Annotated in this window: 19 protein-coding genes and 1 other RNA gene; 11 read left to right on the forward strand and 9 right to left on the reverse strand. The window is 61.1% G+C overall.

Annotated elements, in window-relative coordinates:
* The first annotated feature begins 222 nt into the window (after positions 1-222).
* The 4 genes from rplM (at position 223) to sspB (ending at position 2,532) form a co-directional block, all read left to right on the forward strand.
* Entirely contained in the window at positions 223-651 is a 429-nt protein-coding gene (rplM, locus tag L085_RS06765; RefSeq protein WP_004937079.1) for a 50S ribosomal protein L13, read from the forward strand.
* A gap of 15 nt (positions 652-666) precedes the next feature.
* Positions 667-1,059, forward strand: coding sequence for a 30S ribosomal protein S9 (gene rpsI / locus L085_RS06770; protein ID WP_004937080.1), 393 nt, complete (start codon positions 667-669; stop codon positions 1,057-1,059).
* Between the two features lie 325 nt (positions 1,060-1,384).
* Entirely contained in the window at positions 1,385-2,026 is a 642-nt protein-coding gene (gene sspA / locus L085_RS06775; RefSeq protein ID WP_004937082.1) for a stringent starvation protein SspA, read from the forward strand.
* Between the two features lie 5 nt (positions 2,027-2,031).
* Positions 2,032-2,532 (forward strand): ClpXP protease specificity-enhancing factor, encoded by a 501-nt coding sequence (sspB, locus tag L085_RS06780; protein ID WP_044030385.1) that lies wholly within the window; start codon positions 2,032-2,034, stop codon positions 2,530-2,532.
* A gap of 63 nt (positions 2,533-2,595) precedes the next feature.
* On the opposite strand, the gene L085_RS06785 is transcribed toward sspB, so the two are convergent.
* The 3 genes from L085_RS06785 to gltB all read right to left on the reverse strand — a co-directional run bounded on the left by L085_RS06785 (position 2,596) and on the right by gltB (position 9,134).
* Complete coding sequence (locus tag L085_RS06785) at positions 2,596-3,075, reverse strand: hypothetical protein (RefSeq protein WP_044030387.1); 480 nt, start codon at positions 3,073-3,075, stop codon at positions 2,596-2,598.
* A 165-nt stretch (positions 3,076-3,240) separates the two neighbouring features.
* On the reverse strand, positions 3,241-4,659 hold the full coding sequence (locus L085_RS06790) for a glutamate synthase small subunit (protein ID WP_015379170.1): 1,419 nt from the start codon (positions 4,657-4,659) through the stop codon (positions 3,241-3,243).
* 14 nt (positions 4,660-4,673) lie between these two features.
* Positions 4,674-9,134, reverse strand: a complete 4,461-nt coding sequence (gene gltB / locus L085_RS06795; RefSeq protein ID WP_015379169.1) for a glutamate synthase large subunit — start codon at positions 9,132-9,134, stop codon at positions 4,674-4,676.
* Positions 9,135-9,825: 691 nt separating this feature from the next.
* Between gltB and L085_RS06800 the strand changes: the two genes are divergently transcribed.
* The 4 genes from L085_RS06800 to mtgA all read left to right on the forward strand — a co-directional run bounded on the left by L085_RS06800 (position 9,826) and on the right by mtgA (position 14,816).
* Positions 9,826-10,764: a TIGR01212 family radical SAM protein gene (locus L085_RS06800; RefSeq protein ID WP_044030389.1), complete on the forward strand. Its 939-nt coding sequence runs from the start codon at positions 9,826-9,828 to the stop codon at positions 10,762-10,764.
* Between the two features lie 92 nt (positions 10,765-10,856).
* Positions 10,857-13,208: an aerobic respiration two-component sensor histidine kinase ArcB gene (arcB, locus tag L085_RS06805; protein ID WP_044030390.1), complete on the forward strand. Its 2,352-nt coding sequence runs from the start codon at positions 10,857-10,859 to the stop codon at positions 13,206-13,208.
* Between the two features lie 226 nt (positions 13,209-13,434).
* Positions 13,435-14,088, forward strand: a complete 654-nt coding sequence (elbB, locus tag L085_RS06810; protein ID WP_044030392.1) for an isoprenoid biosynthesis glyoxalase ElbB — start codon at positions 13,435-13,437, stop codon at positions 14,086-14,088.
* Entirely contained in the window at positions 14,085-14,816 is a 732-nt protein-coding gene (mtgA, locus tag L085_RS06815) for a monofunctional biosynthetic peptidoglycan transglycosylase (RefSeq protein ID WP_004937100.1), read from the forward strand. The genes elbB and mtgA overlap by 4 nt, the downstream gene beginning before the upstream one ends.
* 39 nt (positions 14,817-14,855) lie before the next feature.
* On the opposite strand, the gene dolP is transcribed toward mtgA, so the two are convergent.
* The 4 genes from dolP to L085_RS06835 are packed head-to-tail and all read right to left on the reverse strand — an operon-like array spanning position 14,856 to position 18,472.
* On the reverse strand, positions 14,856-15,431 hold the full coding sequence (gene dolP / locus L085_RS06820; protein ID WP_004937101.1) for a division/outer membrane stress-associated lipid-binding lipoprotein: 576 nt from the start codon (positions 15,429-15,431) through the stop codon (positions 14,856-14,858).
* A 9-nt stretch (positions 15,432-15,440) separates the two neighbouring features.
* On the reverse strand, positions 15,441-16,031 hold the full coding sequence (gene diaA / locus L085_RS06825) for a DnaA initiator-associating protein DiaA (protein WP_004937103.1): 591 nt from the start codon (positions 16,029-16,031) through the stop codon (positions 15,441-15,443).
* Between the two features lie 51 nt (positions 16,032-16,082).
* The gene (locus L085_RS06830) at positions 16,083-16,436 is read right to left on the reverse strand and encodes a YraN family protein (protein WP_015379164.1); all 354 of its coding nucleotides are present in this window, start codon (positions 16,434-16,436) and stop codon (positions 16,083-16,085) included.
* The gene (locus L085_RS06835; RefSeq protein ID WP_044030394.1) at positions 16,433-18,472 is read right to left on the reverse strand and encodes a penicillin-binding protein activator; all 2,040 of its coding nucleotides are present in this window, start codon (positions 18,470-18,472) and stop codon (positions 16,433-16,435) included. The genes L085_RS06830 and L085_RS06835 overlap by 4 nt, the downstream gene beginning before the upstream one ends.
* Before the next feature lie 62 nt (positions 18,473-18,534).
* Between L085_RS06835 and rsmI the strand changes: the two genes are divergently transcribed.
* Both rsmI and rnpB read left to right on the forward strand, forming a co-directional pair.
* The gene (rsmI, locus tag L085_RS06840; protein ID WP_004937108.1) at positions 18,535-19,398 is read left to right on the forward strand and encodes a 16S rRNA (cytidine(1402)-2'-O)-methyltransferase; all 864 of its coding nucleotides are present in this window, start codon (positions 18,535-18,537) and stop codon (positions 19,396-19,398) included.
* A 41-nt stretch (positions 19,399-19,439) separates the two neighbouring features.
* An RNA gene (gene rnpB, locus L085_RS24245) (RNase P RNA component class A) lies at positions 19,440-19,817 on the forward strand.
* Positions 19,818-19,874: 57 nt separating this feature from the next.
* Here the strand turns inward: rnpB and L085_RS06845 are convergent.
* The gene (locus tag L085_RS06845) at positions 19,875-20,576 is read right to left on the reverse strand and encodes a pirin family protein (RefSeq protein ID WP_044030395.1); all 702 of its coding nucleotides are present in this window, start codon (positions 20,574-20,576) and stop codon (positions 19,875-19,877) included.
* A gap of 107 nt (positions 20,577-20,683) precedes the next feature.
* Here L085_RS06845 and L085_RS06850 point away from each other — a divergent pair, with 107 nt between their 5' ends.
* Complete coding sequence (locus L085_RS06850) at positions 20,684-21,580, forward strand: LysR family transcriptional regulator (RefSeq protein WP_025304355.1); 897 nt, start codon at positions 20,684-20,686, stop codon at positions 21,578-21,580.
* 50 nt (positions 21,581-21,630) lie between these two features.
* On the opposite strand, the gene L085_RS06855 is transcribed toward L085_RS06850, so the two are convergent.
* Positions 21,631-22,617 carry a glutathione S-transferase family protein gene (locus tag L085_RS06855; protein ID WP_044030396.1) on the reverse strand — a complete coding sequence of 329 codons (987 nt, stop codon included), beginning with the start codon at positions 22,615-22,617 and terminating at the stop codon, positions 21,631-21,633.
* Positions 22,618-22,677: the final 60 nt, after the last annotated feature.

Raw genomic sequence — 22,677 nt, forward strand, 5'->3', positions numbered from 1 at the left:
TTTATTTTCCATTCAAAAACCGTTCGATCTTTGTGAGCGACTTCTCTATAATCTTGCGACCCCACGTTACAACAAAGTTTTTTTTCCCAAAAACTTTATAGTGCCGGCAATGGCTATTCGAAGGGGTAGGTTTGCTGGACTTGTATGGTCGTGTGAGCCTCAACTGTTTTCGAGCGTTTGGGTGTTCACCAACGTGTAACTAATTATTGGGTAAGCTTTCTAATGAAAACTTTTACAGCTAAACCAGAAACCGTAAAACGCGACTGGTACGTTGTTGATGCAGATGGTAAAACTTTAGGCCGTCTCGCTACTGAACTGGCTCGTCGCCTGCGCGGCAAGCATAAAGCGGAATACACCCCGCACGTGGATACCGGTGATTACATCATCGTTCTGAACGCTGACAAAGTTGCTGTAACCGGCAACAAGCGTACAGACAAAGTGTACTACCACCACACCGGCCACATCGGTGGTATCAAGCAAGCGACCTTTGAAGAGATGATTGCCCGCCGTCCTGAGCGCGTGATTGAAATCGCGGTTAAAGGCATGCTGCCAAAGGGCCCGCTGGGTCGTGCTATGTTCCGTAAACTGAAAGTTTACGCGGGCACCGAGCACAATCACGCGGCACAGCAACCGCAAGTTCTGGACATTTAATCGGGATTAATGGCAATGGCTGAAAATCAATACTACGGCACTGGTCGCCGCAAAAGCTCCGCCGCTCGCGTCTTCATCAAGCCGGGCAACGGTAACATCGTTATCAACCAGCGCAGCCTGGAACAGTACTTCGGTCGCGAAACTGCCCGCATGGTAGTTCGTCAGCCGCTGGAACTGGTCGACATGGTTGGCAAACTGGACCTGTACATCACCGTTAAAGGTGGTGGTATCTCCGGTCAAGCTGGCGCTATCCGTCACGGTATCACCCGTGCACTGATGGAATACGATGAGACTCTGCGTTCTGAACTGCGTAAAGCTGGCTTCGTCACCCGTGACGCTCGTCAGGTTGAACGTAAGAAAGTCGGTCTGCGTAAAGCACGTCGTCGTCCGCAGTTCTCCAAGCGTTAATTTTCGCTGCTTCGGCAGTGCGATTTACGCAAAAAACCCGGTGCTTCACCGGGTTTTTTTACGCCTGAAATCCGCCGTCCCCGACTAAAATCTGTGGCATATCAGACAATTCAACATGAATTCGCCGCACCGCCCCCACAAAACAAGCAGAATCTGGTAAACTATCATCCACTTTTGCGCCTGTTCGCCGTGCAGTTGACCTCCTGGGCCGGTTTTTTATGGGCTCGGGTCGCGCTGCGTGCTGCCGGCCTGCGGCAAGATTATTCAGGATAGCAGCCTGTCAGTTGGCTATTCGCAGTATTTTCTAGATAACTTGGAGGTTTTCATGGCTGTCGCTGCCAACAAACGTTCGGTAATGACGCTGTTCTCTGGCCCGACCGACATTTTTAGCCATCAAGTACGTATCGTACTGGCGGAGAAAGGTGTCAGCGTCGAGATCGAGCAGGTCGAAATGGATAACCTGCCGCAAGATCTGATTGACCTCAACCCTTACCAGACGGTGCCTACGCTGGTCGATCGCGAACTGACCCTGTATGAATCCCGCATCATCATGGAATATCTGGATGAGCGTTTCCCGCACCCGCCGCTGATGCCGGTTTACCCGGTTGCCCGTGGTGAGAGCCGTCTGATGATGCTGCGCATCGAGAAGAACTGGTACTCGCTGATGGACAAGATCGAGAAGAGCAGCGGCCAGGAAGCGGAATCCGCCCGTCGCCAACTGCGCGAAGAGTTGCTGGCGATCGCGCCTATCTTCGGTCAGGCGCCGTATTTCATGAGCGAAGAGTTCAGCCTGGTGGATTGCTACCTGGCGCCGTTGTTGTGGCGTCTGCCGCAGCTGGGCATCGAATTGAGCGGTGCCGGTTCCAAAGAGCTGAAAGGCTACATGACCCGCGTCTTCGAACGCGACGCCTTCCTGGCTTCCCTGACCGAAGCCGAGCGTGAAATGCGCCTGCAGACCCGGGGCTAAGCGCGATGGACATGTCTCAGATGACGCCGCGTCGCCCGTATCTGCTGCGGGCGTTCTACGACTGGCTGCTGGATAACCAACTGACGCCGCACCTGGTGGTCGACGTGACTCGCCCGGACGTGCAGGTGCCGATGGAGTTCGCGCGTGACGGCCAGATCGTGCTGAATATCGCGCCGCGCGCGGTAGGCAACCTGGCGTTGGGTAACGAAGACGTGCAGTTCAACGCGCGCTTCGGCGGCGTGCCGCGTCAGGTTTCGGTGCCGATGGCCGCCGTGCTGGCGATCTATGCGCGTGAAAACGGCGCCGGCACGATGTTCGAACCGGAAGCCGCCTACGACGAGAGCGACGGCGTGTTCGAAGGTCTGGACAATGAGACGATCCCTTCGGAAACCCTGATGTCAGTGATCGACGGCGATCGCCCGGATACCGCGGAAGACAACGGCCCGGATGACGAACCGCCGCAGCCGCCGCGCGGTGGCCGCCCGGCGCTGCGCGTGGTGAAATAACCCCGTGAGAACAAACGAAAAAGCACCCCATGGGGGTGCTTTTTTTTGCCCGGCAGAAGCGGGTCAGCCTTTCAACGCGGCAATGCAGGCGTCGCGCGGCGCGCTGAGATCGCCTACGCGTACGGTAGACAGGGCGTGGGTTGCACGCTCACGGAAACTGGTGATGGCGGTATCGCCTTGCACTTCCGGCGGGGCGGTGCAAATGTCATTGAGCGGCAGATCGTTTCCTTTGTTGAGCGCCTGCAACACCGCCGCCGGATTGTAGATCAGGGCTGCGGAGAGGGCTGATTTGATGCCGGCGGTAAATCCGGCATTGCCGCCGCCGGCCAACTTGGGCGCCAGGGCAATCCAGCTGTCGTCCCCCAGCCGGATGCTGTTTTCCACGGCGCCGAACTGCCCGGCCTTGCCCAACTGCGCCACGACCGGCCGTGCGCCGCGCGCTTCGATATTGTAACCAACCTCCTGCGAATCCAGCGTCATGGCTGAAGCGCTGAAATTGACGGCCAGCAGCGCGCCGGCCAACAGGGAAATGGAGCATTTCATGTTCGCTATCCTTATCTCGGTGTCAGGCGCAGCCGCGCCCCGCAATGGTGCTAACTCAATACTATAGCGCGTTGAGGCGGTGAGGAGCGGGGAGGTTGTTACAAAGCGTGGCAGGCTAAAAACAGAGGCCCGGCAATATGCCGGGCCTCTGATGGTACGGAAGGTTTACACTTCCAGGTAGTTCATGATGCCGTCTGCCGCTTTGCGGCCTTCGGCGATCGCCGTCACTACCAGGTCAGATCCGCGCACTGCGTCACCACCGGCGAAGATTTTCGGGTTGCTGGTCTGGAACGCGTTGTCACTGCCTTCCGGCGCCAGGATGCGGCCCTGTTTATCCAGCTGCACGTCGTGCGCCGCCAGCCAGTCCATGCGGTGCGGGCGGAAGCCGAACGCCATCACCACCGCGTCCGCGTCGATCACGTGTTCGGAACCAGGCACCTGCTCCGCCGTCTGACGGCCGTTGGCATCCGGCGCGCCCAGCTGAGTGCGCACCATTTTCACTCCGGCCACGCGGCCGGCGCTGTTCAGTTCGATGCTCAGCGGCTGCAGGTTGAACTGGAAGTCCACCCCTTCTTCCCGGGCGTTCTTCACTTCGCGCTTGGAGCCCGGCATGTTGGCTTCGTCGCGGCGGTAGGCGCAGATGACCTGCGTTGCGCCCTGACGCACCGAGGTACGCACGCAGTCCATGGCGGTATCGCCGCCGCCCAGCACCACCACCCGTTTGCCTTCCATGCTGACGTAAGGCTCGTGCTGCTCGGTTTCATACCCCATCAGCTGCTTGGTGTTGGCGATCAGGAACGGCAGCGCGTCGTACACGCCCTGCGCCTCCTCATTCTCCAGGCCGCCGCGCATCGACTGATAGGTGCCGACGCCGAGGAACACCGCATCGTACTCGCTCAGCAAGGTCTCCATGCTGACGTCTTTACCCACTTCGGTGTTCAACTGGAACTCGATGCCCATCTCGCTGAAGATGCCGCGGCGTTTGACCATCACTTCCTTTTCCAGCTTGAAAGCCGGGATGCCGAAGGTCAGCAGGCCGCCGATCTCCGGATGACGATCGTATACGACCGCCTTGACGCCATTGCGGGTCAGCACGTCGGCGCAGGCCAGCCCGGCGGGGCCGGCACCGACGATCGCCACGCGTTTGCCGGTCGGCTGCACGTGCGACATGTCCGGCTTCCAGCCCATTTCGATGGCCTTATCGCTGATGTAGCGCTCGATATTGCCGATGGTGACCGCACCGAACTCGTCGTTCAGGGTGCAGGAGCCTTCGCACAGGCGATCCTGCGGGCATACGCGGCCGCACACTTCCGGCAGGCTGTTGGTCTGATGCGCCAGATCCGCCGCTTCCATGATGCGGCCTTCGTTGGCCAGTTTCAGCCAGTTCGGGATGTAGTTGTGCACCGGGCACTTCCATTCGCAGTACGGGTTGCCGCAGGACAGACAGCGGTCCGCCTGGGCCTTGGCCTGGGTTTCCGAAAACGGTTCATAGATCTCGACGAACTCGATTTTGCGGATCTTCAGCGGTTTCTTTGGCGGATCAACACGCTGCAGGTCGATAAATTGATAAACGTTCTGGCTCATTAATGACCTACCTCTTACTGCGCCTGCACCCGCAGCTCGGCTGCGGAACGGCTACGGTGACCCAACAGCGCTTTGACATCGCTGGACTTCGGTTTGACCAGGGCGAACTTCGGCGCCCACTCCGGCCAGTTGGCCAGGATCTCTTCCGCGCGGGAAGAGCCGGTCGCCTGCACGTGTTCGGTGATCAGGCCGCGCAGGTGCTCCTCATGGATCGCCAGCTGATCGACATCCAGCACTTCCACCAGCTCCGGGTTCACGCGCTTGCGGAACTCGCCGTCTTCGTCCAGCACGTAGGCGAAGCCGCCGGTCATGCCGGCGCCGAAGTTGATGCCGGTTTTACCCAGCACGCAGACGATGCCGCCGGTCATGTATTCGCAGCCGTTGTCGCCGATGCCTTCCACCACGGTGATGGCGCCGGAGTTGCGCACCGCGAAACGTTCGCCCGCGCGGCCGGCGGCGAACAGCTTGCCACCGGTGGCGCCGTACAGGCAGGTGTTGCCGACGATGCTGGCTTCATGGCTGCGGAAGGCGGAACCGATCGGCGGGCGCACCGCGATGCTGCCGCCGGCCATGCCTTTGCCGACATAGTCGTTGGCGTCGCCGGTCAGGGTCAGCTCGACGCCGCCGGCGTTCCAGACGCCGAAGCTCTGCCCGGCGGTGCCGGAGAAGTGCGCCTTGATCGGATCGCCTGCCATCCCCTGATCGCCGTGTACGTTGGCGATCGCGCCGGACAGCATGGCGCCCACGGAGCGGTCGGTGTTGCGAATGTCGAAGTAGAAGGTTTTACCTTGCTTCGCTTCGATGTACGGCTGCGCCTGCGCCAGCAACTCTTTGTTCAGCAGACCCTTGTCGAACGCCGGGTTGCTGCTTTCGGTACAGTACACCGCTTTGCCCGGATGCGGCGTGGCGGTTGTCAGCAACGGCGACAGATCCAGCTTGTTCTGCTTGGCGGAAATGCCGTCCAGCTCGGTCAGGAACTCGGTGCGGCCGATCAGATCCACCAGCTGGCTCACGCCCAGCTGGGCCATGATCTCGCGGGTCTCACGCGCGATAAACTGGAAGTAATTCGTCACGCGTTCCGGCAGGCCGTGGTAGTGATCGCGGCGCAGCTTGTCGTCCTGAGTCGCAACGCCGGTCGCGCAGTTGTTGAGGTGGCAGATGCGCAGGTATTTGCAGCCCAGCGCCACCATCGGCCCGGTGCCGAAGCCGAAGCTTTCCGCGCCCAGGATCGCCGCTTTGACGATGTCCACGCCGGTTTTCAGGCCGCCGTCCACCTGCAGGCGGATCTTGTGGCGCAGGCCGTTGGCCACCAGCGCCTGCTGGGTTTCCACCAGGCCCAGTTCCCATGGGCAGCCGGCATATTTCACCGAGGACAGCGGGCTGGCGCCGGTGCCGCCGTCGTAACCGGCGATGGTGATCAGATCGGCATAGGCTTTCGCCACGCCGGTGGCGATGGTGCCAACGCCCGGCTCGGACACCAGTTTCACCGAGATCACCGCCTTCGGGTTGACCTGCTTCAGATCGAAGATCAGCTGCGCCAGATCTTCGATCGAGTAGATGTCGTGGTGCGGCGGCGGGGAGATCAACGTCACGCCCGGCACCGAGTAACGCAGTCTGGCAATGTACGGGGTGACTTTGTCACCCGGCAGCTGGCCGCCTTCGCCCGGTTTGGCGCCTTGCGCCACCTTAATCTGGATCACGTCGGCGTTCACCAGGTAGGCCGGCGTGACGCCGAAGCGGCCGGAGGCCACCTGTTTGATGCGCGACACCTTGTTGGTGCGGTAGCGCGCCGGATCTTCGCCGCCTTCGCCGGAGTTGGAGAAGCCGCCGAGGCCGTTCATGGCGATCGCCAGCGACTCGTGCGCTTCCGGGCTCAGTGCGCCGATCGACATCGCCGCCGTGTCGAAGCGTTTGAACAGCGACTCCGCCGGTTCAACCTGATCGACCGGGATCGGTTCGCCTTTTGGCGTGATGGCCAGCAGATCGCGCAGCATGGCGACCGGCCGCTCGTTCACCAGCTTGGCGTAGGCCTGGTAGTCGCTGTACTCGCCGCTGTGCACCGCTTTTTGCAGCGAGTTCACCACGTCCGGGTTGTAAGCATGGTATTCGCCGCCGTGCACGAACTTCAGCAGGCCGCCTTGCTCCAGCGGTTTGCGTTTCAGCCAGGCGCGCTTGGAGAGGTTCTGCAGATCCTGCTGGAAGTCGCTGAAGCTGGCGCCGCCGATGCGGCTGACCACGCCCTGGAAGCACAGATCCGCCAGATCGCGGTGCAGGCCGACCGCTTCGAACAGCTTGGAACAGCGGTAAGAGGCGATGGTCGAGATGCCCATTTTGGACATGATCTTGTACAGGCCTTTGTTGATGCCGTTGCGGTAGTTCAGCATCACGTCGCGGTATTTCTTGTCGATCGCCTGGCTGTCCACCAGCTTGGCCAGGGTTTCATAGGCCAGATACGGGTAGATGGCGGTCGCGCCGAAGCCGAGCAGCACGGCGAAGTGGTGCGGATCGCGGGCGCTGGCGGTTTCAACGATCAGGTTGGCGTCGCAGCGCAGGCTTTTCTCCACCAGCCGGGTTTGCACGGCGCCAACGGCCATCGGGGCCGGTACCGGCAGGCGGCCGGGCGCGATGGCGCGGTCGGACAGCACCAACAGCACTGCGCCTTCGCGCACCTTGCGTTCCGCTTCGTCGCACAGGGCGCGAATGGTCTGCTCCAGATCCTGCTGTTGCGGGTCGAAGGTCAGATCGAGCGTCTCGGCGCGATAGTATTCGCCTTCCAGCGTGGTGAGCTGTTTGAAATCGGAGTACAGCAGGATCGGCGATTTGAAGCTCAGGCGGTGCGCCTGGCCTTCGGCTTCGCAGAACACGTTCATTTCACGGCCGATGCTGGTGGCCAGCGACATGACGTGCGCTTCGCGCAGCGGATCGATCGGCGGGTTGGTGACCTGCGCGAACTGCTGGCGGAAGTAGTCGTAAACGATGCGCGGCCGGCTTGAAAGCACGGCGAACGGGGTATCGTCGCCCATCGAGCCGGTGGCTTCCTGGCCAATTTCGCCCAGCACGCGGATCACCTGATCCAGCTCTTCACTGCTGTAGCCGAACTGTTTCTGGTAGGTTTCGAGCTGCGCGTCGTCGAGCTCGCGGCTGCCGACCTGATCGTCCGGCAGATCTTCGAACGGCACCAGGCGTTTGACGTTTTTCTCCATCCACTCTTTATACGGATGGCGGCTTTTCAGATCGTTGTCGGTTTCCGCCGAGTGCAGGATGCGGCCGCTGCGGGTGTCGATCACCATCAGCTCGCCGGGGCCGACGCGGCCTTTTTCCACCACTTCATCCGGCTGGTAATCCCAGATGCCGACTTCGGAGGCGCAGGTGATCAGCTTGTCTTTGGTGATCACATAGCGCGCCGGGCGCAGGCCGTTGCGATCGAGGTTACAGGCGGCGTAGCGGCCGTCGGACATCACGATGCCGGCCGGGCCGTCCCACGGCTCCATGTGCATCGAGTTGAAGTCGAAGAAGGCGCGCAGATCGCCGTCCATGTCCGGGTTGTTCTGCCAGGCCGGCGGCACCAGCAAGCGCATGGCGCGGATGAGATCCATCCCGCCCGCCAGCAGCAGCTCCAGCATGTTGTCCAGCGAGCTGGAGTCGGAGCCGGTTTCGTTGACGAACGGCGCGGCGGCCTGCAGATCCGGGATCAGCGGCGTTTGGAATTTATAGGTACGGGCGCGCGCCCACTGGCGGTTGCCGGTGATGGTGTTGATTTCACCGTTGTGCGCCAGGTAGCGGAACGGCTGAGCCAGCGGCCAGCGCGGCACGGTGTTGGTGGAAAAGCGCTGGTGGAACAGGCAAATGGCCGATTCCAGGCGCAGGTCCGCCAGATCGAGATAGAAGCGCGGCAGATCCGCAGGCATGCACAGGCCTTTATAGATCGTCACCAGGTTGGAGAAGCTGCAGACGTAGAAACTGTCATCCTGCACCCGTTTCTCGATGCGGCGGCGCGCCACGAACAGGCGGCGTTCCATATCGCGCGGGCGCCAGCCGGCCGGGGCGTTAACGAAGATTTGCTCGATGCGCGGCAGGGAGGAGAGGGCGATTTCACCCAGCACGTCCGGGTTGGTCGGCACTTCGCGCCAGCCGACGATCGACAGCGTTTCGTTTTGCAGCTCTTCTTCCACGATGCGGCGGCTGAGGCGCGCTTCCTCTTCATTCTGGCTGAGGAACATCATGCCGACGGCGTAGTTTTTGGCCAAACGCCAGCCGCGCTCTTCCGCCACCATGCGGAAGAAGCGATCGGGTTTTTGCAGCAACAGGCCGCAGCCGTCGCCGGTCTTGCCGTCGGCGAGGATCGCGCCGCGGTGCTGCATGCGGGCCAGCGCGTGAATGGCGGTGCGCACCACCTTGTGGCTAGGTTCGCCTTCTATGTGGGCGATCAGGCCGAAACCACAGTTGTCCCTCTCTTGGGATTTATCGTACAACATATCGTGAACCTCCCCAGGCTCTGCGTGACTCTCACAACCTACTGCGAGGGGGCTTCCCAATTTCAGGCAGAAGTCCAATCAGCAAGTTAACCCCGCCAATCTGCTTTTCCGCCCTCCATCAATGGCCTCTCGTGACGGTCTCACAAGTGGTATAGGACTTGTTTTAAGAGGGAGTCTTCAATTACTGCATAAATATGACGAGACGTTTGCCCGTCCAGAAAGCTTCCAGCGGACTTCCAACTTAGCGAGAAAGAATTCGCAGGTCAAATGTGGGCTTAAGATAGATTCTTATCGAATTGATGATGTTTATTTATTTGAAAAATAATTGTTTTAACGCATTTTTGCACTATCATGGGGCAACGCCGATCCACTCAGAAGTGTGAGCTGTCTCACTATAGTGCAACCCCTTAATCTCTGCACCATGCTAGTGCGAGGGGTAATGCCAGAGTTTTATTCTATAAGATATTGCTTTTCTGATGTTTATGACTATTTTTCACCGTGTTGTCATATTGCCGTTAACGGTTGCGTGACGATTAGAATAATTCATCAGAATTATAGTGAATTGATTTGCATTTATGATGAATAGTTATGCCTGGTGGCGCCTTGCGGGGAAAGCGTTGATCTCTGTCATCGCGGGAAAAACCGTTTCTTATTAGCATCGCGGCTTTGAACACAGAGAACCACCAAGATTATGCAGTTGCCGCAATTAGTCAATATGTTTGGCGCGGATCTCCAGCGCCGCTATGGCGAAAAGATCCATAAACTCACGCTGCACGGCGGATTCGGCTGCCCTAACCGCGACGGCACGTTGGGGCGCGGCGGCTGTACGTTCTGCAACGTCGCCTCGTTCGCCGATGAGGCGATGCAGCGGCAGAGCATCGCCGAACAGCTGGCGCAGCAGGCCGCGCGGGTCGATCGGGCGCGGCGCTATCTGGCCTATTTCCAGGCCTATACCAGCACCTATGCGGAGGTTGAACGGCTGGAGGCGATGTATCGGCAGGCGTTGGCGCAGAGCGCCATGGTCGGCCTGTGCGTCGGTACCCGGCCGGACTGCGTGCCGGCCGCCGCGCTGGATCTGCTGACGGGATACCGCGAGCAAGGCTATGAGGTGTGGCTGGAGCTGGGGCTGCAGACGGCGCACGATAAAACACTGAAGCGCATCAACCGCGGCCATGATTTTCGCTGTTATCAGCAGACTGCGCGGCTGGCCCGGCAGCGCGGGCTGAAGGTGTGCTGCCATCTGATCGTCGGGCTGCCGGGAGAAACCCAGCGCGATCATCTGCTCACGCTGCAGCAGGTGACGGAGACCGGCGTCGACGGTATCAAGCTGCACCCGCTGCACGTCGTCACCGGCAGCACCCTGGCGCGGGCGTGGCAGGCCGGGCGGTTGCCCGAACTGGCGCTGGAGGATTACGCCGCCAGCGCCGGGGAGATGATCCGCCATACGCCGGGGGACGTGGTGTACCACCGCCTTTCCGCCAGCGCCCGCCGGCCGACGCTGCTGGCGCCGCTGTGGTGCGAAAACCGCTGGAGCGGCATGCAGGCGGTCGGCGCTTATCTGCAACGGCACGGCGGGCAGGGCAGCGCGCTGGATGAAAAGTGGCGCTACCGCCCTGGCATGGCGCTCTGAAGTGCAATCTTTGCCACACTTCGGCGTTTGCCGCCTTATCTCACCGCTGTTTTACGGTATGATTCAAAAGATTGTGTCTGATGGGAGCCGCTATGAAGCAAATCCGGGTGTTGGCCCAGTACTACGTTGATTTAATGGTGAAACTGGGGTTGGTGCGCTTCTCGCTGCTGCTGGCCTCGGCGCTGGTGGTGCTGGCGATGGTGGTGCAGATGGCGGTGACCATGCTGCTGCGCGGCGAAGTGGAAAGCATCGACGTGGTGCGTTCGATCTTCTTCGGCCTGTTGATCACCCCGTGGGCGGTCTATTTTCTCTCGGTGGTGGTGGAACAGTTGGAAGAGTCGCGCCAACGGCTGGCGCGGCTGGTGGACAAGCTGGAAGAGATGCGCCACCGCGATCTGGAGCTCAATCAGCAGCTCAAAGACAATATCAGCCAGCTGAATCAGGAGATCGCCGACCGTATCAAGGCGGAAGAAGAGCGCCTGCAGGTGATGGAAAAGCTGACGGAAGAGATGGAACAGCGCGAGCAGGCGCAGATTGAGCTGGGCCAGCAATCGGCGCTGTTGCGTTCCTTCCTCGATGCCTCGCCGGATCTGGTCTACTACCGCAACGAAGACAAAGAGTTTTCCGGCTGCAACCGCGCGATGGAGCTGCTGACCGGCAAGAGCGAGAAGCAATTGATCGGCCTGACGCCGTTCGACGTCTACGGCCAGGAGATCGCTGAAAAGGTTATTGAGACCGACGAGAAAGTGTTCCGCCACAACGTTTCGCTGACCTACGAACAGTGGCTGGTGTATCCCGACGGCCGCAAGGCCTGTTTCGAGCTGCGCAAGGTGCCGTTTTACGACCGGGTGGGCAAACGCCACGGGCTGATGGGCTTCGGCCGCGATATTACCGAGCGTAAGCGCTACCAGGACGCGCTGGAGAACGCCAGCAGGGAGAAGACTACCTTTATCTCCACCATTAGCCACGAGCTGCGTACGCCGCTTAACGGCATCGTCGGCCTGAGCCGCATTCTGCTCGATACCGAGCTGAACGACGAGCAGCTGAAATACCTGAAGACCATCCACGTCAGCGCCATCACCCTCGGCAATATCTTCAACGACATTATCGAAATGGACAAGCTCGAGCGGCGCAAGGTGCAGCTCGACAACCAGCCGGTGGACTTCACCGGTTTCCTGGCGGATTTGGAGAACCTCTCGGGCCTGCTGGCGCAGCCGAAAGGGCTGCAGTTCGTCATGGAGCCGCAGACGCCGCTGCCGCAGCAGATCCTGACCGACGGCACTCGCCTGCGGCAGATCCTGTGGAATCTGATCGGCAACGCGGTGAAATTTACCCAGCAGGGGCAAATTGTGGTGCGCGTACGGCGCGAGGCGCAGGAGAAGCTGGTGTTCGAAGTGGAAGATTCGGGCATGGGCATCCCGCAGGACGAGCAGGACAAAATCTTCGCCATGTATTACCAGGTGAAAGATCAGCGCGGCGGCCGCCCGGCCACCGGCACCGGCATCGGGCTGGCGGTCTCCAAGCGGCTGGCGCAGAGCATGGGCGGCGACATCACCGTGCGCAGCGAACAAGGGCACGGTTCTTGCTTTACCTTAACCATCAAGGCGCCGGCGGTGCAGGAAGCCGTCAGCGCGGCGCCGGAGGAAGAGGCGCTGCCGTTGCCGGCGCTGCACATCCTGCTGGTGGAGGATATCGAACTGAACGTGATCGTGGCGCGCTCGGTGCTGGAGAAGCTGGGCAACAGCGTCGACGTGGCGATGAACGGCCACGACGCGCTGGCGATGTTCGATCCGGACGAGTTCGATCTGGTGCTGCTGGACATCCAACTGCCGGATATGACCGGGCTGGACATCGCCCGGGCGCTGCGCGAGCGCTATGCCGGGCAGGCGCTGCCGCCGCTGGTGGCCCTGACCGCCAACGTGCTGAAAGACAAAAAAGAGTATCTCGAGGCGGGCATGGACGATGTGCTGAGCAAGCCGCTGTCGGTGCCGGCGCTGACCAAGGTCATCAAACACTATTGGGATCATCAACCTTCTCACACTTCAAAGAAAACGGAGCACAAGGCGATGCAGATTAATGAGTCGTTACTCGATACCGCGATGCTGGAACAGTACATGGATCTGGTTGGCCCGCAGCTGATCCACCAAAGTCTGGAGATGTTCGAACAGATGATGCCGGGCTATCTGGCGGTGCTGGACTCCAACATGACGGCGCGCGATCAGAAAGGCATCACTGAGGAAGGGCATAAGATCAAGGGCGCCGCCGGTTCGGTCGGTCTGCGCCATCTGCAGCAGCTGGCGCAGCAGATTCAAACGCCGACGCTGCCGGCCTGGTGGGATAACGTGCAGGATTGGGTGGATGAGCTGAAACAAGAGTGGCGCAACGACGTGCAGGTACTGCGGGCTTGGGTTGAGAACGCTGAAAAAAAACTGACCCCGACCTAAGCCGGGGTGCGCGAATATTGCGCCAACACCAGGGAAATTGTGAACCTGCGTATTGGTTTCAGTGTTCTGGTCGAGCAGGTTGTTGCGAATTCCTAAACATCATACAGCCAACAACATAGCAAATGTAAGCGCTCTTGTTAGAAGATTCATTAAAATGTGTGATGTAGATTAGTGTTTGTCAACTCCGAGCACGAACCAGTTGACAGCAGCGACAGGAGTAAGAGTGATGAAAAAGGTGGGTGTAGTCCTCAGCGGCAGCGGCGTTTATGACGGTACGGAGATCCATGAAGCGGTGCTGACGCTGCTGGCGTTGGATCGTGCCGGTGCCCAGGCGGTGTGCTTTGCGCCTGATAAACCACAACGCCATGTTATTAATCACTTATCTGGTGAGGAGATGGCGGAGTTGCGCAATGTTCTGATTGAATCGGCGCGCATTGCCCGCGGTGCGGTGCAGCCGCTGGCGCTGGCGGAGGCCGCGCAGCTGGATGCGCTGATCGTGCCCGGCGGCTTTGGCGCCGCCAAGAACCTCAGCAATTTCGCCGAAGCCGGCGCGGAATGTTGGGTCGATGAAGATTTGGCGCGCCTGACGCGCGAGATGCATAAGGCCAACAAACCAATTGGCCTGATGTGCATCGCGCCGGCGCTGTTGCCGAAACTGCTGGATCAACAAGCGCGGCTGACCATTGGCAACGATCCGGATCTGGGGGAAGTGATTGACGCCATGGGCGGCGAACCGGTGATTTGCCCGGTGGACGACATCGTGGTGGACAGCGAACATAAGATCGTGACCACGCCGGCCTATATGCTGGCGCCGTCTATCGCGCAGGCGGCCCTGGGCATCGATAAGCTGGTGGCGCGGGTGCTGGAACTGGCTGAATGAGAAAATCGCTCGTCGGATGGCGGCGGCTGCGCCCGTGGTATTGGCTGAAGCGCGGCGTCATCGCGATTATCGGCCTGTGGGTGTTGGGCATTGTGCTCTTCGCCTTCCTGCCGGTACCGTTTTCCGCCGTGATGGTGGAACGGCAGGTCAGCGCCTGGCTGAGCGGCGACTTCGGCTATGTCGCCCATTCGGACTGGGTGTCGATGGACGACATCTCGCCGCAAATGGCGCTGGCGGTGATGGCGGCGGAAGATCAGAAGTTTCCAGACCATTGGGGCTTCGACGTGGCGGCCATTGAAAAGGCGCTCAGCCACAATGAGAAGCGCCCGACGCGCATCCGTGGCGCGTCCACGCTGTCGCAGCAAACCGCCAAGAACCTGTTTTTGTGGGATGGCCGCAGCTGGCTGCGCAAAGGATTGGAGGCCGGGCTGACGTCCGGCATCGAATTGGTGTGGACCAAGCGGCGCATTCTGACGGTGTACCTGAACATCGTCGAGTTCGGCGATGGGGTGTTCGGCGTGGAAGAGGCTTCACAGCGCTTTTTCCATAAGCCGGCCAAGCGCCTGAGCGCGGCCGAAGCGGCGCTGCTGGCGGCGGTATTGCCGAATCCGCATCGCTTCAGGGCCGATGCGCCGTCCGGCTATGTGGTGCAGCGTCAACAGTGGATCATGCGGCAGATGCGGCAACTGGGCGGGGAAGCGTTTTTACGCGAGAACAAGCTGGATTAAACGGGCGGGAACGGCACGGTGCCGCTCCCGCCAGGCGGATTATTTTACGTAGGTAAAGGCGGTAGTGACGTGCTTCACGCCGCTGACCTGGCTGGCGATCTGCGCCGCCGACTGCCCTTCCTGCTGCGTGACCAGGCCCAGCAAGAACACTTCGCCGTTTTCGGTGGTGACCTTCACGTTGGACGATTTCACCGTATCGCTGGTGAGCAGCTGCGAACGCACCTTGGTGGTGATCCAGGTGTCGGAGGATGCGGTGCTCAGGCTGACCGGCGTGCCCTGACGGATTTCGTTATACACTTCGGTCGTGCCTTCCACGCCCATGGCGATCTGCTTGGCGCGCGCGGTGAGATCGGCGTTAGGCGACTGGCCGGTCAACAGCACCTTGCCCTGATAGGCGGTGGCGACCACCCGGGCATCTTTCTTCAACTGCTGGTCTTTGCTCAGGGCGCTTTCGACTCTGGCTTCCAGCGTGCCGTCATCCACCTGGGTCCCTACGCTGCGCGGATCGGTGGCGGTTTTGGTGGCGACGGCCGCACTGCCGACGACGACGCCGGCGATACAGCCTTGCAACAGCAGGGCGCTGGACAGCACTGCAAATGTGGCTTTTAGCTTCATCTCAGTTCCTTAATCGTCCTGGTGGGGGAATAACGTATTGTCTATCAGGTCGCACAGGCAGTTTACGGTCAGCATATGCATTTCCTGAATGCGCGAGCTGCGGTGCGACGGGATGCGGATTTCGACATCCTGCTGGCCGAGCAGCCCGGCCAGCTCGCCGCCGTCGTAGCCGGTAAGTGCGACGATGGTCATATCGCGCGTCACGGCCGCCTCGACCGCTTTCACAATATCACGGCTATTGCCGCGGGTGGAAATCGCCAGCAGCACGTCGCCGGTGTGCCCGAGCGCACGCACCTGCTTGGCGTACACTTCGTCGTGCAGCCGATCGTTGCTGATTGCCGTCAGCACCACGTTGTCGGCGTTGAGAGCGATGGCCGGCAGGCTGGGGCGCTCGGTTTCAAAACGGTTGATCATGCTGGCGGCGAAGTGCTGCGCGTTGGCGGCCGAGGTGCCGTTGCCGCAGCACAGGATTTTGTTGCCGTTGAGTAAGGATTGAACCAGCGTCATCGCAGCGCGGGAAATGGCGTCCGGCAGTGCTTCCGCCGCCGCGATCTGGGTTTGGATGCTTTCGGTGAAACAGACTTTAATTCTATCCAGCACGTTGTATTAATCCACTAAGTCAAAGGGCCGGTCTGCGCCGCAAAACCCCGATTAATCCGCATTGAAGGCGTTGGGTATCCATTCTAACTGGCTACCGGTAATGGCCAAAACATCAAAACGGCAAGATGATGTGTCAAAACTGGCTCCGCGCCCTGCCAGCCAGACGGCGGCGGCGTGCAGCAACCGCTGTTGTTTGCGAAAGGTGACGCTGGCGGCCGCGCCGCCGAAGGCGTCGTTGCGGCGGTAGCGCACTTCGACGAACACCCAGGTGGTGCCGTCGCGCATGATGAGGTCGAGCTCACCGCCGCGCACCGCGACATTGGCGGCGCAGAAGGTGAGCCCGGCGTGTTCCAGGTGACGGCGGGCCAGTAATTCATAGCCCGCCCCTGAGGCGCGTGGGTTCAAGAGACTGGAACGACCGTACCCTGACGGTATTGCAGCCAAGGCAGCTTACGGTTGATCACGCAGTTTGGCGACGCGCTCAGCGTACCGGTGGTGCCGGAAACCTGGAAGCCCGGCAGCTGGCGCATTTCAGCAAAGTGGTTGGCCAATGTCCAGGCATCCATCCCCATCGCATACAGGCGCACCAGCGAGTAGTCGTTGCGGAAACGCGCGCTGGCCTGCTGCAGCAGCTGAGGGTTTGAGCCGGCCAGCAGCGGAATATCGCTGAACTGCAGGCCTTCCATTTCCAGACGGAAGTCCGGGCCGGCGCCGGCCTGGTAGCTGCGCGAGCTGGCGTACATCGCCGGCTTGCCGCGCGAGCTGGTGGCCATGTCGATCATCGGTTTGATCAGCGTCAGCTGAGACTGCGTGGCGACGATGTACACCGCGTCGACGCTGCCGCCGGTGGCGGCGGGCACGTCGCTCGGCGGCGCAGGAATGGTCAGCCCGGCGATGGTGACGCTCTGCGGCGCCGGGGCGCTCGACATCGGCGTACCGGTCATGCGGATGCCGCCGCTGTTCACCATCTGGCGCAGCTCGCCGGCGGAGCCGATGTCCTGGCGCAGCACGGTTTGCCCGCCTTGCTTCTGCCATTCCTGGTTAAAGGCCCTGGCGACGCGATCGCCGAAGGCGCCGCGCGGCACCAGCAGCAGCGGTTGACGCTTCTGCTGTTCCCAGATGTGGCGGGCGGCGTCGCGGGCTTCATCTTCCGGCGACAGGGCGAAGTAACAGATGTTCAGGTTGTCCTTCGGCGTTTCCGGCTGGTTAAGCGCCAGCACGTTCAGCGTGGTGGTGCTGGCGGACAACTGATCGACGTTCTCTTTCAGCAGTGGGCCGACCACAAGGGTGGCGCCATCCTGCTGCGCCTGGCTCAGCAAGGCGGCCAGCGGCTGGCTGGTGGTGTCGTACACTTTGACCTGCGCGTTGGCGGCCTGCAGCGGCGTTATCGGCGCGCTGGACGGCGCAGCGGGTTGCGTGGCGGTGACGGCAGGTTGGCTCTCTTGGGCCGAAGGGCTGACCGCGCCGTTGGCGTTGATGTCACCCGTAGCGGCCTGATCGGCAGGCGCCGTTTGAGCCGGCGTGCTGGCCGGTTGTGCGGCTTGAGGCTGCGGCGCCGGCATGGAACCGCCGTTTTTCGCCGCTTCGAAACCTTGCTGGATGGCGTCGGCGAACACTTTCGCCTGGCCGTTCAACGGCAGCAGCAGGGCGATTTTCGAGGTGGAGGCCTGGGTGAAGTTCAGCACCTGATTCAGGCGAGCCGGCAGCGTTTTGGCCGCCGGGTTCTTCGGATAACGGTTCTGCCAGTCTTTGATGCCGGCCTTCAGCAGATCGGGATCCTGCTTGTTGTCCTGATAAACGCGCAGCAGATCCAGCCAGCCTTGCAGCACGTTCTCGTCGGCGTTGATCACCAGGCTGTTCATCTCCTGCGGCGTCAGCTGCAGCAGCGCCTGCCAGGTTTGATCCAGGTTGTCCTGGTGCGCCTTGCCGGTCAGCAGCGGCTCCTGAGCGATATAGGCGCGGATCAGCGGCAGCGACGCTTTGCCCTGATTGGCGGCGATCTGCGCCTGGTAGTAGCGCACCTTCTGATTCGGCGACAGCGCACCGCTGTCCAGGTGGCCCAGCGTGCTGCGGGCGCTGACGTAGCTCTTGTTGGCGATCTGCAGTTCGGCGGTCAGCAATTGGCGTTCGGTCTGCTGCGCGCCGCTAAGGTTTTTCGGCAGCTGGTTCAACTGGTCGCCGGCCTGCGGCAGTTTTCCTTCACGCAGCAAGGCGCGAATAGCAAGTAATTGCCAGTCAGCCTTGTTATCATCGCTGCTTTGCTGCAACTGCTGCAGGTAGTAATCGGAGCTGGCGCTCGCTTCGTCCTGTATATTGGCGGGCGGCGTTTGCGGGGCCCGACTTGGACAGCCTGCCAGGAAAAGGGCGGCGGCGATGACTGCGGTCAGTCGGACAGGCTTGGAACGCCCTGCTTTGGTACGAACGAATGTTGAGGAAAGCATACTGTATCCAGTGATGTTTTTTTCAAGATGCTCAATATTAAATCGGCAACCCGGATGAAACAATGAATCAACACCAACAATCAGTCATTTCTGCATCAACGCTGTATGTGGTGCCCACCCCCATCGGCAATCTGGGCGATATTACCCACCGCGCGTTAGAGGTACTGAAAAGCGTTGATCTGATCGCGGCGGAAGACACGCGCCATACCGGATTGCTGCTGCAACACTTTGCGATCAACGCGCGTCTGTTCGCGCTGCACGATCACAACGAACAGCAAAAGGCCGATCAGCTGCTGGCGAAACTGCAGGAAGGCCAAAGCATCGCGCTGGTTTCCGACGCCGGCACGCCGCTGATCAACGATCCCGGTTATCACCTGGTGCGCCGCTGCCGCGAGGCCGGCATTCGCGTGGTGCCGCTGCCGGGCGCCTGCGCCGCCACCACCGCGCTGTGCGCCGCGGGCGTCGCCTCCGACCGTTTCTGCTACGAAGGTTTCCTGCCGGCGAAAACCAAGGGGCGCAAGGATACGCTGATGGCGCTGGCGGAGGAACCGCGCACGCTGATTTTCTACGAATCCACCCACCGCCTGCTGGAAAGCCTGCAGGACATGGTCACCGTCTGGGGCCCGCAGCGCTATGTGGTGCTGGCGCGCGAGCTGACCAAAACCTGGGAATCCATCCATGGCGCGCCGGTGGGCGAGCTGCTGGCGTGGGTGCAGGAAGATGAAGTGCGCCGCCGCGGTGAGATGGTGCTGATCGTCGAAGGCCACAAGGCGCAGGAGGATGCGCTGCCGCTTGAGGCGCTGCGCACGCTGGCGCTGCTGCAAAAAGAGCTGCCGCTGAAAAAGGCGGCGGCGCTGGCGGCGGAAATCCACGGCGTGAAGAAAAATGCGCTGTATAAGCACGCGCTGGAGCAACAACAGCCGTAAAGCGGTTGACCTGCCGCCGCCGCGACGCTACTATCCGCGCCGGAGTTGACCAGACAGTCGCCGCTTCATTGCCGTCCTCTTCGGGGAGACAGATGGAGGGGAGGAAAGTCCGGGCTCCATAGGGCAGGGTGCCAGGTAACGCCTGGGAGGCGCAAGCCTACGACTAGTGCAACAGAGAGCAAACCGCCGATGGCCCGCGCAAGCGGGATCAGGTAAGGGTGAAAGGGTGCGGTAAGAGCGCACCGCGCGGCTGGCAACAGTTCGTGGCACGGTAAACTCCACCCGGAGCAAGGCCAAATAGGGGTTCACATGGTACGGCCCGTACTGAACCCGGGTAGGCTGCTTGAGCCAGTGAGCGATTGCTGGCCTAGAGGAATGACTGTCCACGACAGAACCCGGCTTACCGGTCAACTCCCTCGACAAAAGAAAACCCCGCGCAACGCCTGTTGCGCGGGGTTTTTCGTTTTTCGGCCGGCTTACACCGGCAGGTCAATCAGCAGCGCGCGCAGCGGCGTTTCGGCGCGGATCGTCAGGCGGTTTTCCTCACGCACGAAGGCGCCGTCGCCGCAGGTCAGGCGCTGCTCTTCGTGGCGCTCGCCGTTGGCGGTGATGGTGCCGTGGATCGACTGCAAATAAGCGCGCGGCCCGTTAATCGCCAGCGTCAGCTGTTCACCCGCTTGCAGATCGAGATGGTGGATCCAGACCTGCTGGCGCAGCTGCAAGCTGCCCTGCGCGCCGTCCGGCGAGGCCAGCAGCAGGTTGCCTGCCGCCGGCAGCGCCAGGCGCTGCACCCGCTCGTTGTTGCGTTCCGGGCAGGCGTCCAGCCACAGCTGCAGGCGGGTCAGCGGCGTATCGCTGCTGACGTTCTGTTCGCTGTAACTCAGGCCCGGCTGGGTGGCCAACAGCAGCGCTTCGCCGGCTTTGGCGCGCGCGGTGTTGCCGTCGCTGTCGCGGTATTCCGCCTCGCCCTGCAGGATCAGGTTCAGGATATCCACGCTGGGATAGGTGCGCGGCTGGAACGACGCGCCCGGTGCCAGCACCTCCTGATTCAGCACCCGCAGCGACGCGTAGCCCATCAGTTTGGGATCGAAGTAGTGACCAAAGGAAAAGGTGTAGCGAGCCTGCAGCCAACCAAAGTCAGCTTGCCCGCATTGTTGTGCTGTTCTGCATGTAATCATGGCAATCGGCTCTCTAAATTCATTATCCAAATGGTAAGCATCTGGACGTCGGATTGTTAGCCAGTTAATCTGGTCGGCATATTCAAATTTCCTGACAGAGGGATGTGATGGCCAGAGATCGGGCGCTCACGCTTGAGGCGCTGAGAGTGATGGACGCGATCGACCGGCGTGGCAGTTTCGCCGCGGCCGCCGACGAATTGGGCCGGGTGCCGTCGGCGCTCAGCTACACCATGCAAAAATTGGAAGAAGAATTGGATGTGGTGCTGTTCGACCGTTCGGGCCACCGCACCAAGTTCACCAACGTCGGGCGCATGTTGCTGGAGCGCGGGCGGGTGCTGCTGGAGGCGGCTGATAAGCTGACCACCGACGCCGAGGCGCTGGCGCGCGGTTGGGAAACCCACCTGACCATCGTCAGCGAAGCGCTGTCGCCGCCGAGCCTGCTGTTCCCGCTGGTGGACAAACTGGCGCTGAAGGCCAACACCCAGGTGTCGATTTTCACCGAAGTGCTGGCGGGCGCCTGGGAGCGGCTGGAACAAGGGCGCGCCGACATCGTGATCGCGCCGGACATGCATTTTCGCGCGTCGTCGGAGATCAATACCCGCAAACTGTATAAGGTGATGAGCGTTTATGTCGCCGCGCCGGATCACCCGATCCACCTGGAGCCGGAGCCGCTTTCCGAAGTGACCCGCGTGAAGTACCGCGGTATTGCGGTGGCCGACACCGCCCGTGAGCGCCCGGTATTGACCGTACAGCTGCTGGACAAGCAACAGCGCCTGACGGTGAGCACCATTGAAGACAAACGCCTGGCGCTGCTGGCCGGGTTGGGGGTGGCGACCATGCCGTACCCGATGGTGGAGAAAGATATCGAAGCCGGGCGGCTGCGCGTGGTCGGGCCGGAATACAGCCGCGAAGCCGACATCATCATGGCCTGGCGGCGCGACAGCATGGGGGAGGCGAAAGCCTGGTTCCTGCGCGAAATTCCGCGCCTGTTCGCGCAGCGCTAACGTCGGTTGGATGACATCCCCTTGCCGGGCGGCAAGGGGATTTTTTTGCCTTAGCCGAAGCGCTGGTCGCGGCCGTGCGGCTCGTTCAGATCCTGCGCCGGCCCGATGGAAATGATGCCGTGCGGGTTGATGGTGGCGTGGCTGCGGTAGTAGTGGTTGCGAATGTGCGGCAGGCTGACCGTTTCGGCGATGCCCGGCATCTGGTAGATGTCGCGCAGGAAACCGTACAGGTTCAGATAGTCGCTGATGCGGTGTTTGTCGCACTTGAAGTGGGTGACGTACACCGGATCGAAACGCACCAGCGTGGTCCACAGACGCAGGTCGGCTTCGGTCAGCCGATCGCCGGTCAGGTAGCGATGTTGCCCCAGGATCTGCTCAAGGCGCTCCAGCGCGTTGAATACCCCGTTGACCGCTTCGTCATAGGCTTCCTGGCTGGTGGCGAAACCGGCCTTGTACACGCCGTTATTCACTTGATCGTAAATCCAGCCGTTCAGCTCATCGATCTTACCGCGCAGATCGGTCGGGTAGTAGTCCCCAGCCCGAGCGCCGACGCCGTCAAACGCGCTGTTGAACATGCGGATGATGTCGGCGGATTCGTTGCTGACGATGGTTTGCCGCTGTTTATCCCACAGCACCGGCACGGTCACGCGCCCGCTGTAGTGCGGATCGGCCCGCAGGTAGATCTGGTACAGGAAGTCGGCGTGATACAGCGGATCGCCGGTGGTTTCAGGAAAATCCTGGCCGAAGGTCCAGCCGTTTTCCAGCATCAGCGGGTGCACCACCGAGACCGGAATAATCTGCTCCAGCCCTTTCAATTTGCGCATCAGCAGCGTGCGGTGCGCCCAGGGGCAGGCGAGAGAAACATACAGGTGATAACGGCCCGCTTCGGCCTGGAAGCCGCCCGCGCCGTGTTCGCCGGGCTGACCGTCGGCGGTCACCCAATTGCGAAACTGAGCGGTTGAACGTTTGAAACGGCCGCCGGTAGATTTCGTGTCATACCAGATGTCTTGCCAAACGCCATCGACGAGTTGTCCCATGGGAATCTCCTTGGTGTCCGAGTGAAAAACGACAGGGCCCGGCATGCCGGGCCCTGAATG

It is taken from the genome of Serratia sp. FS14 (assembly GCF_000695995.1).
GTDB classification, from domain to species: Bacteria; Pseudomonadota; Gammaproteobacteria; order Enterobacterales; family Enterobacteriaceae; genus Serratia; species Serratia nematodiphila.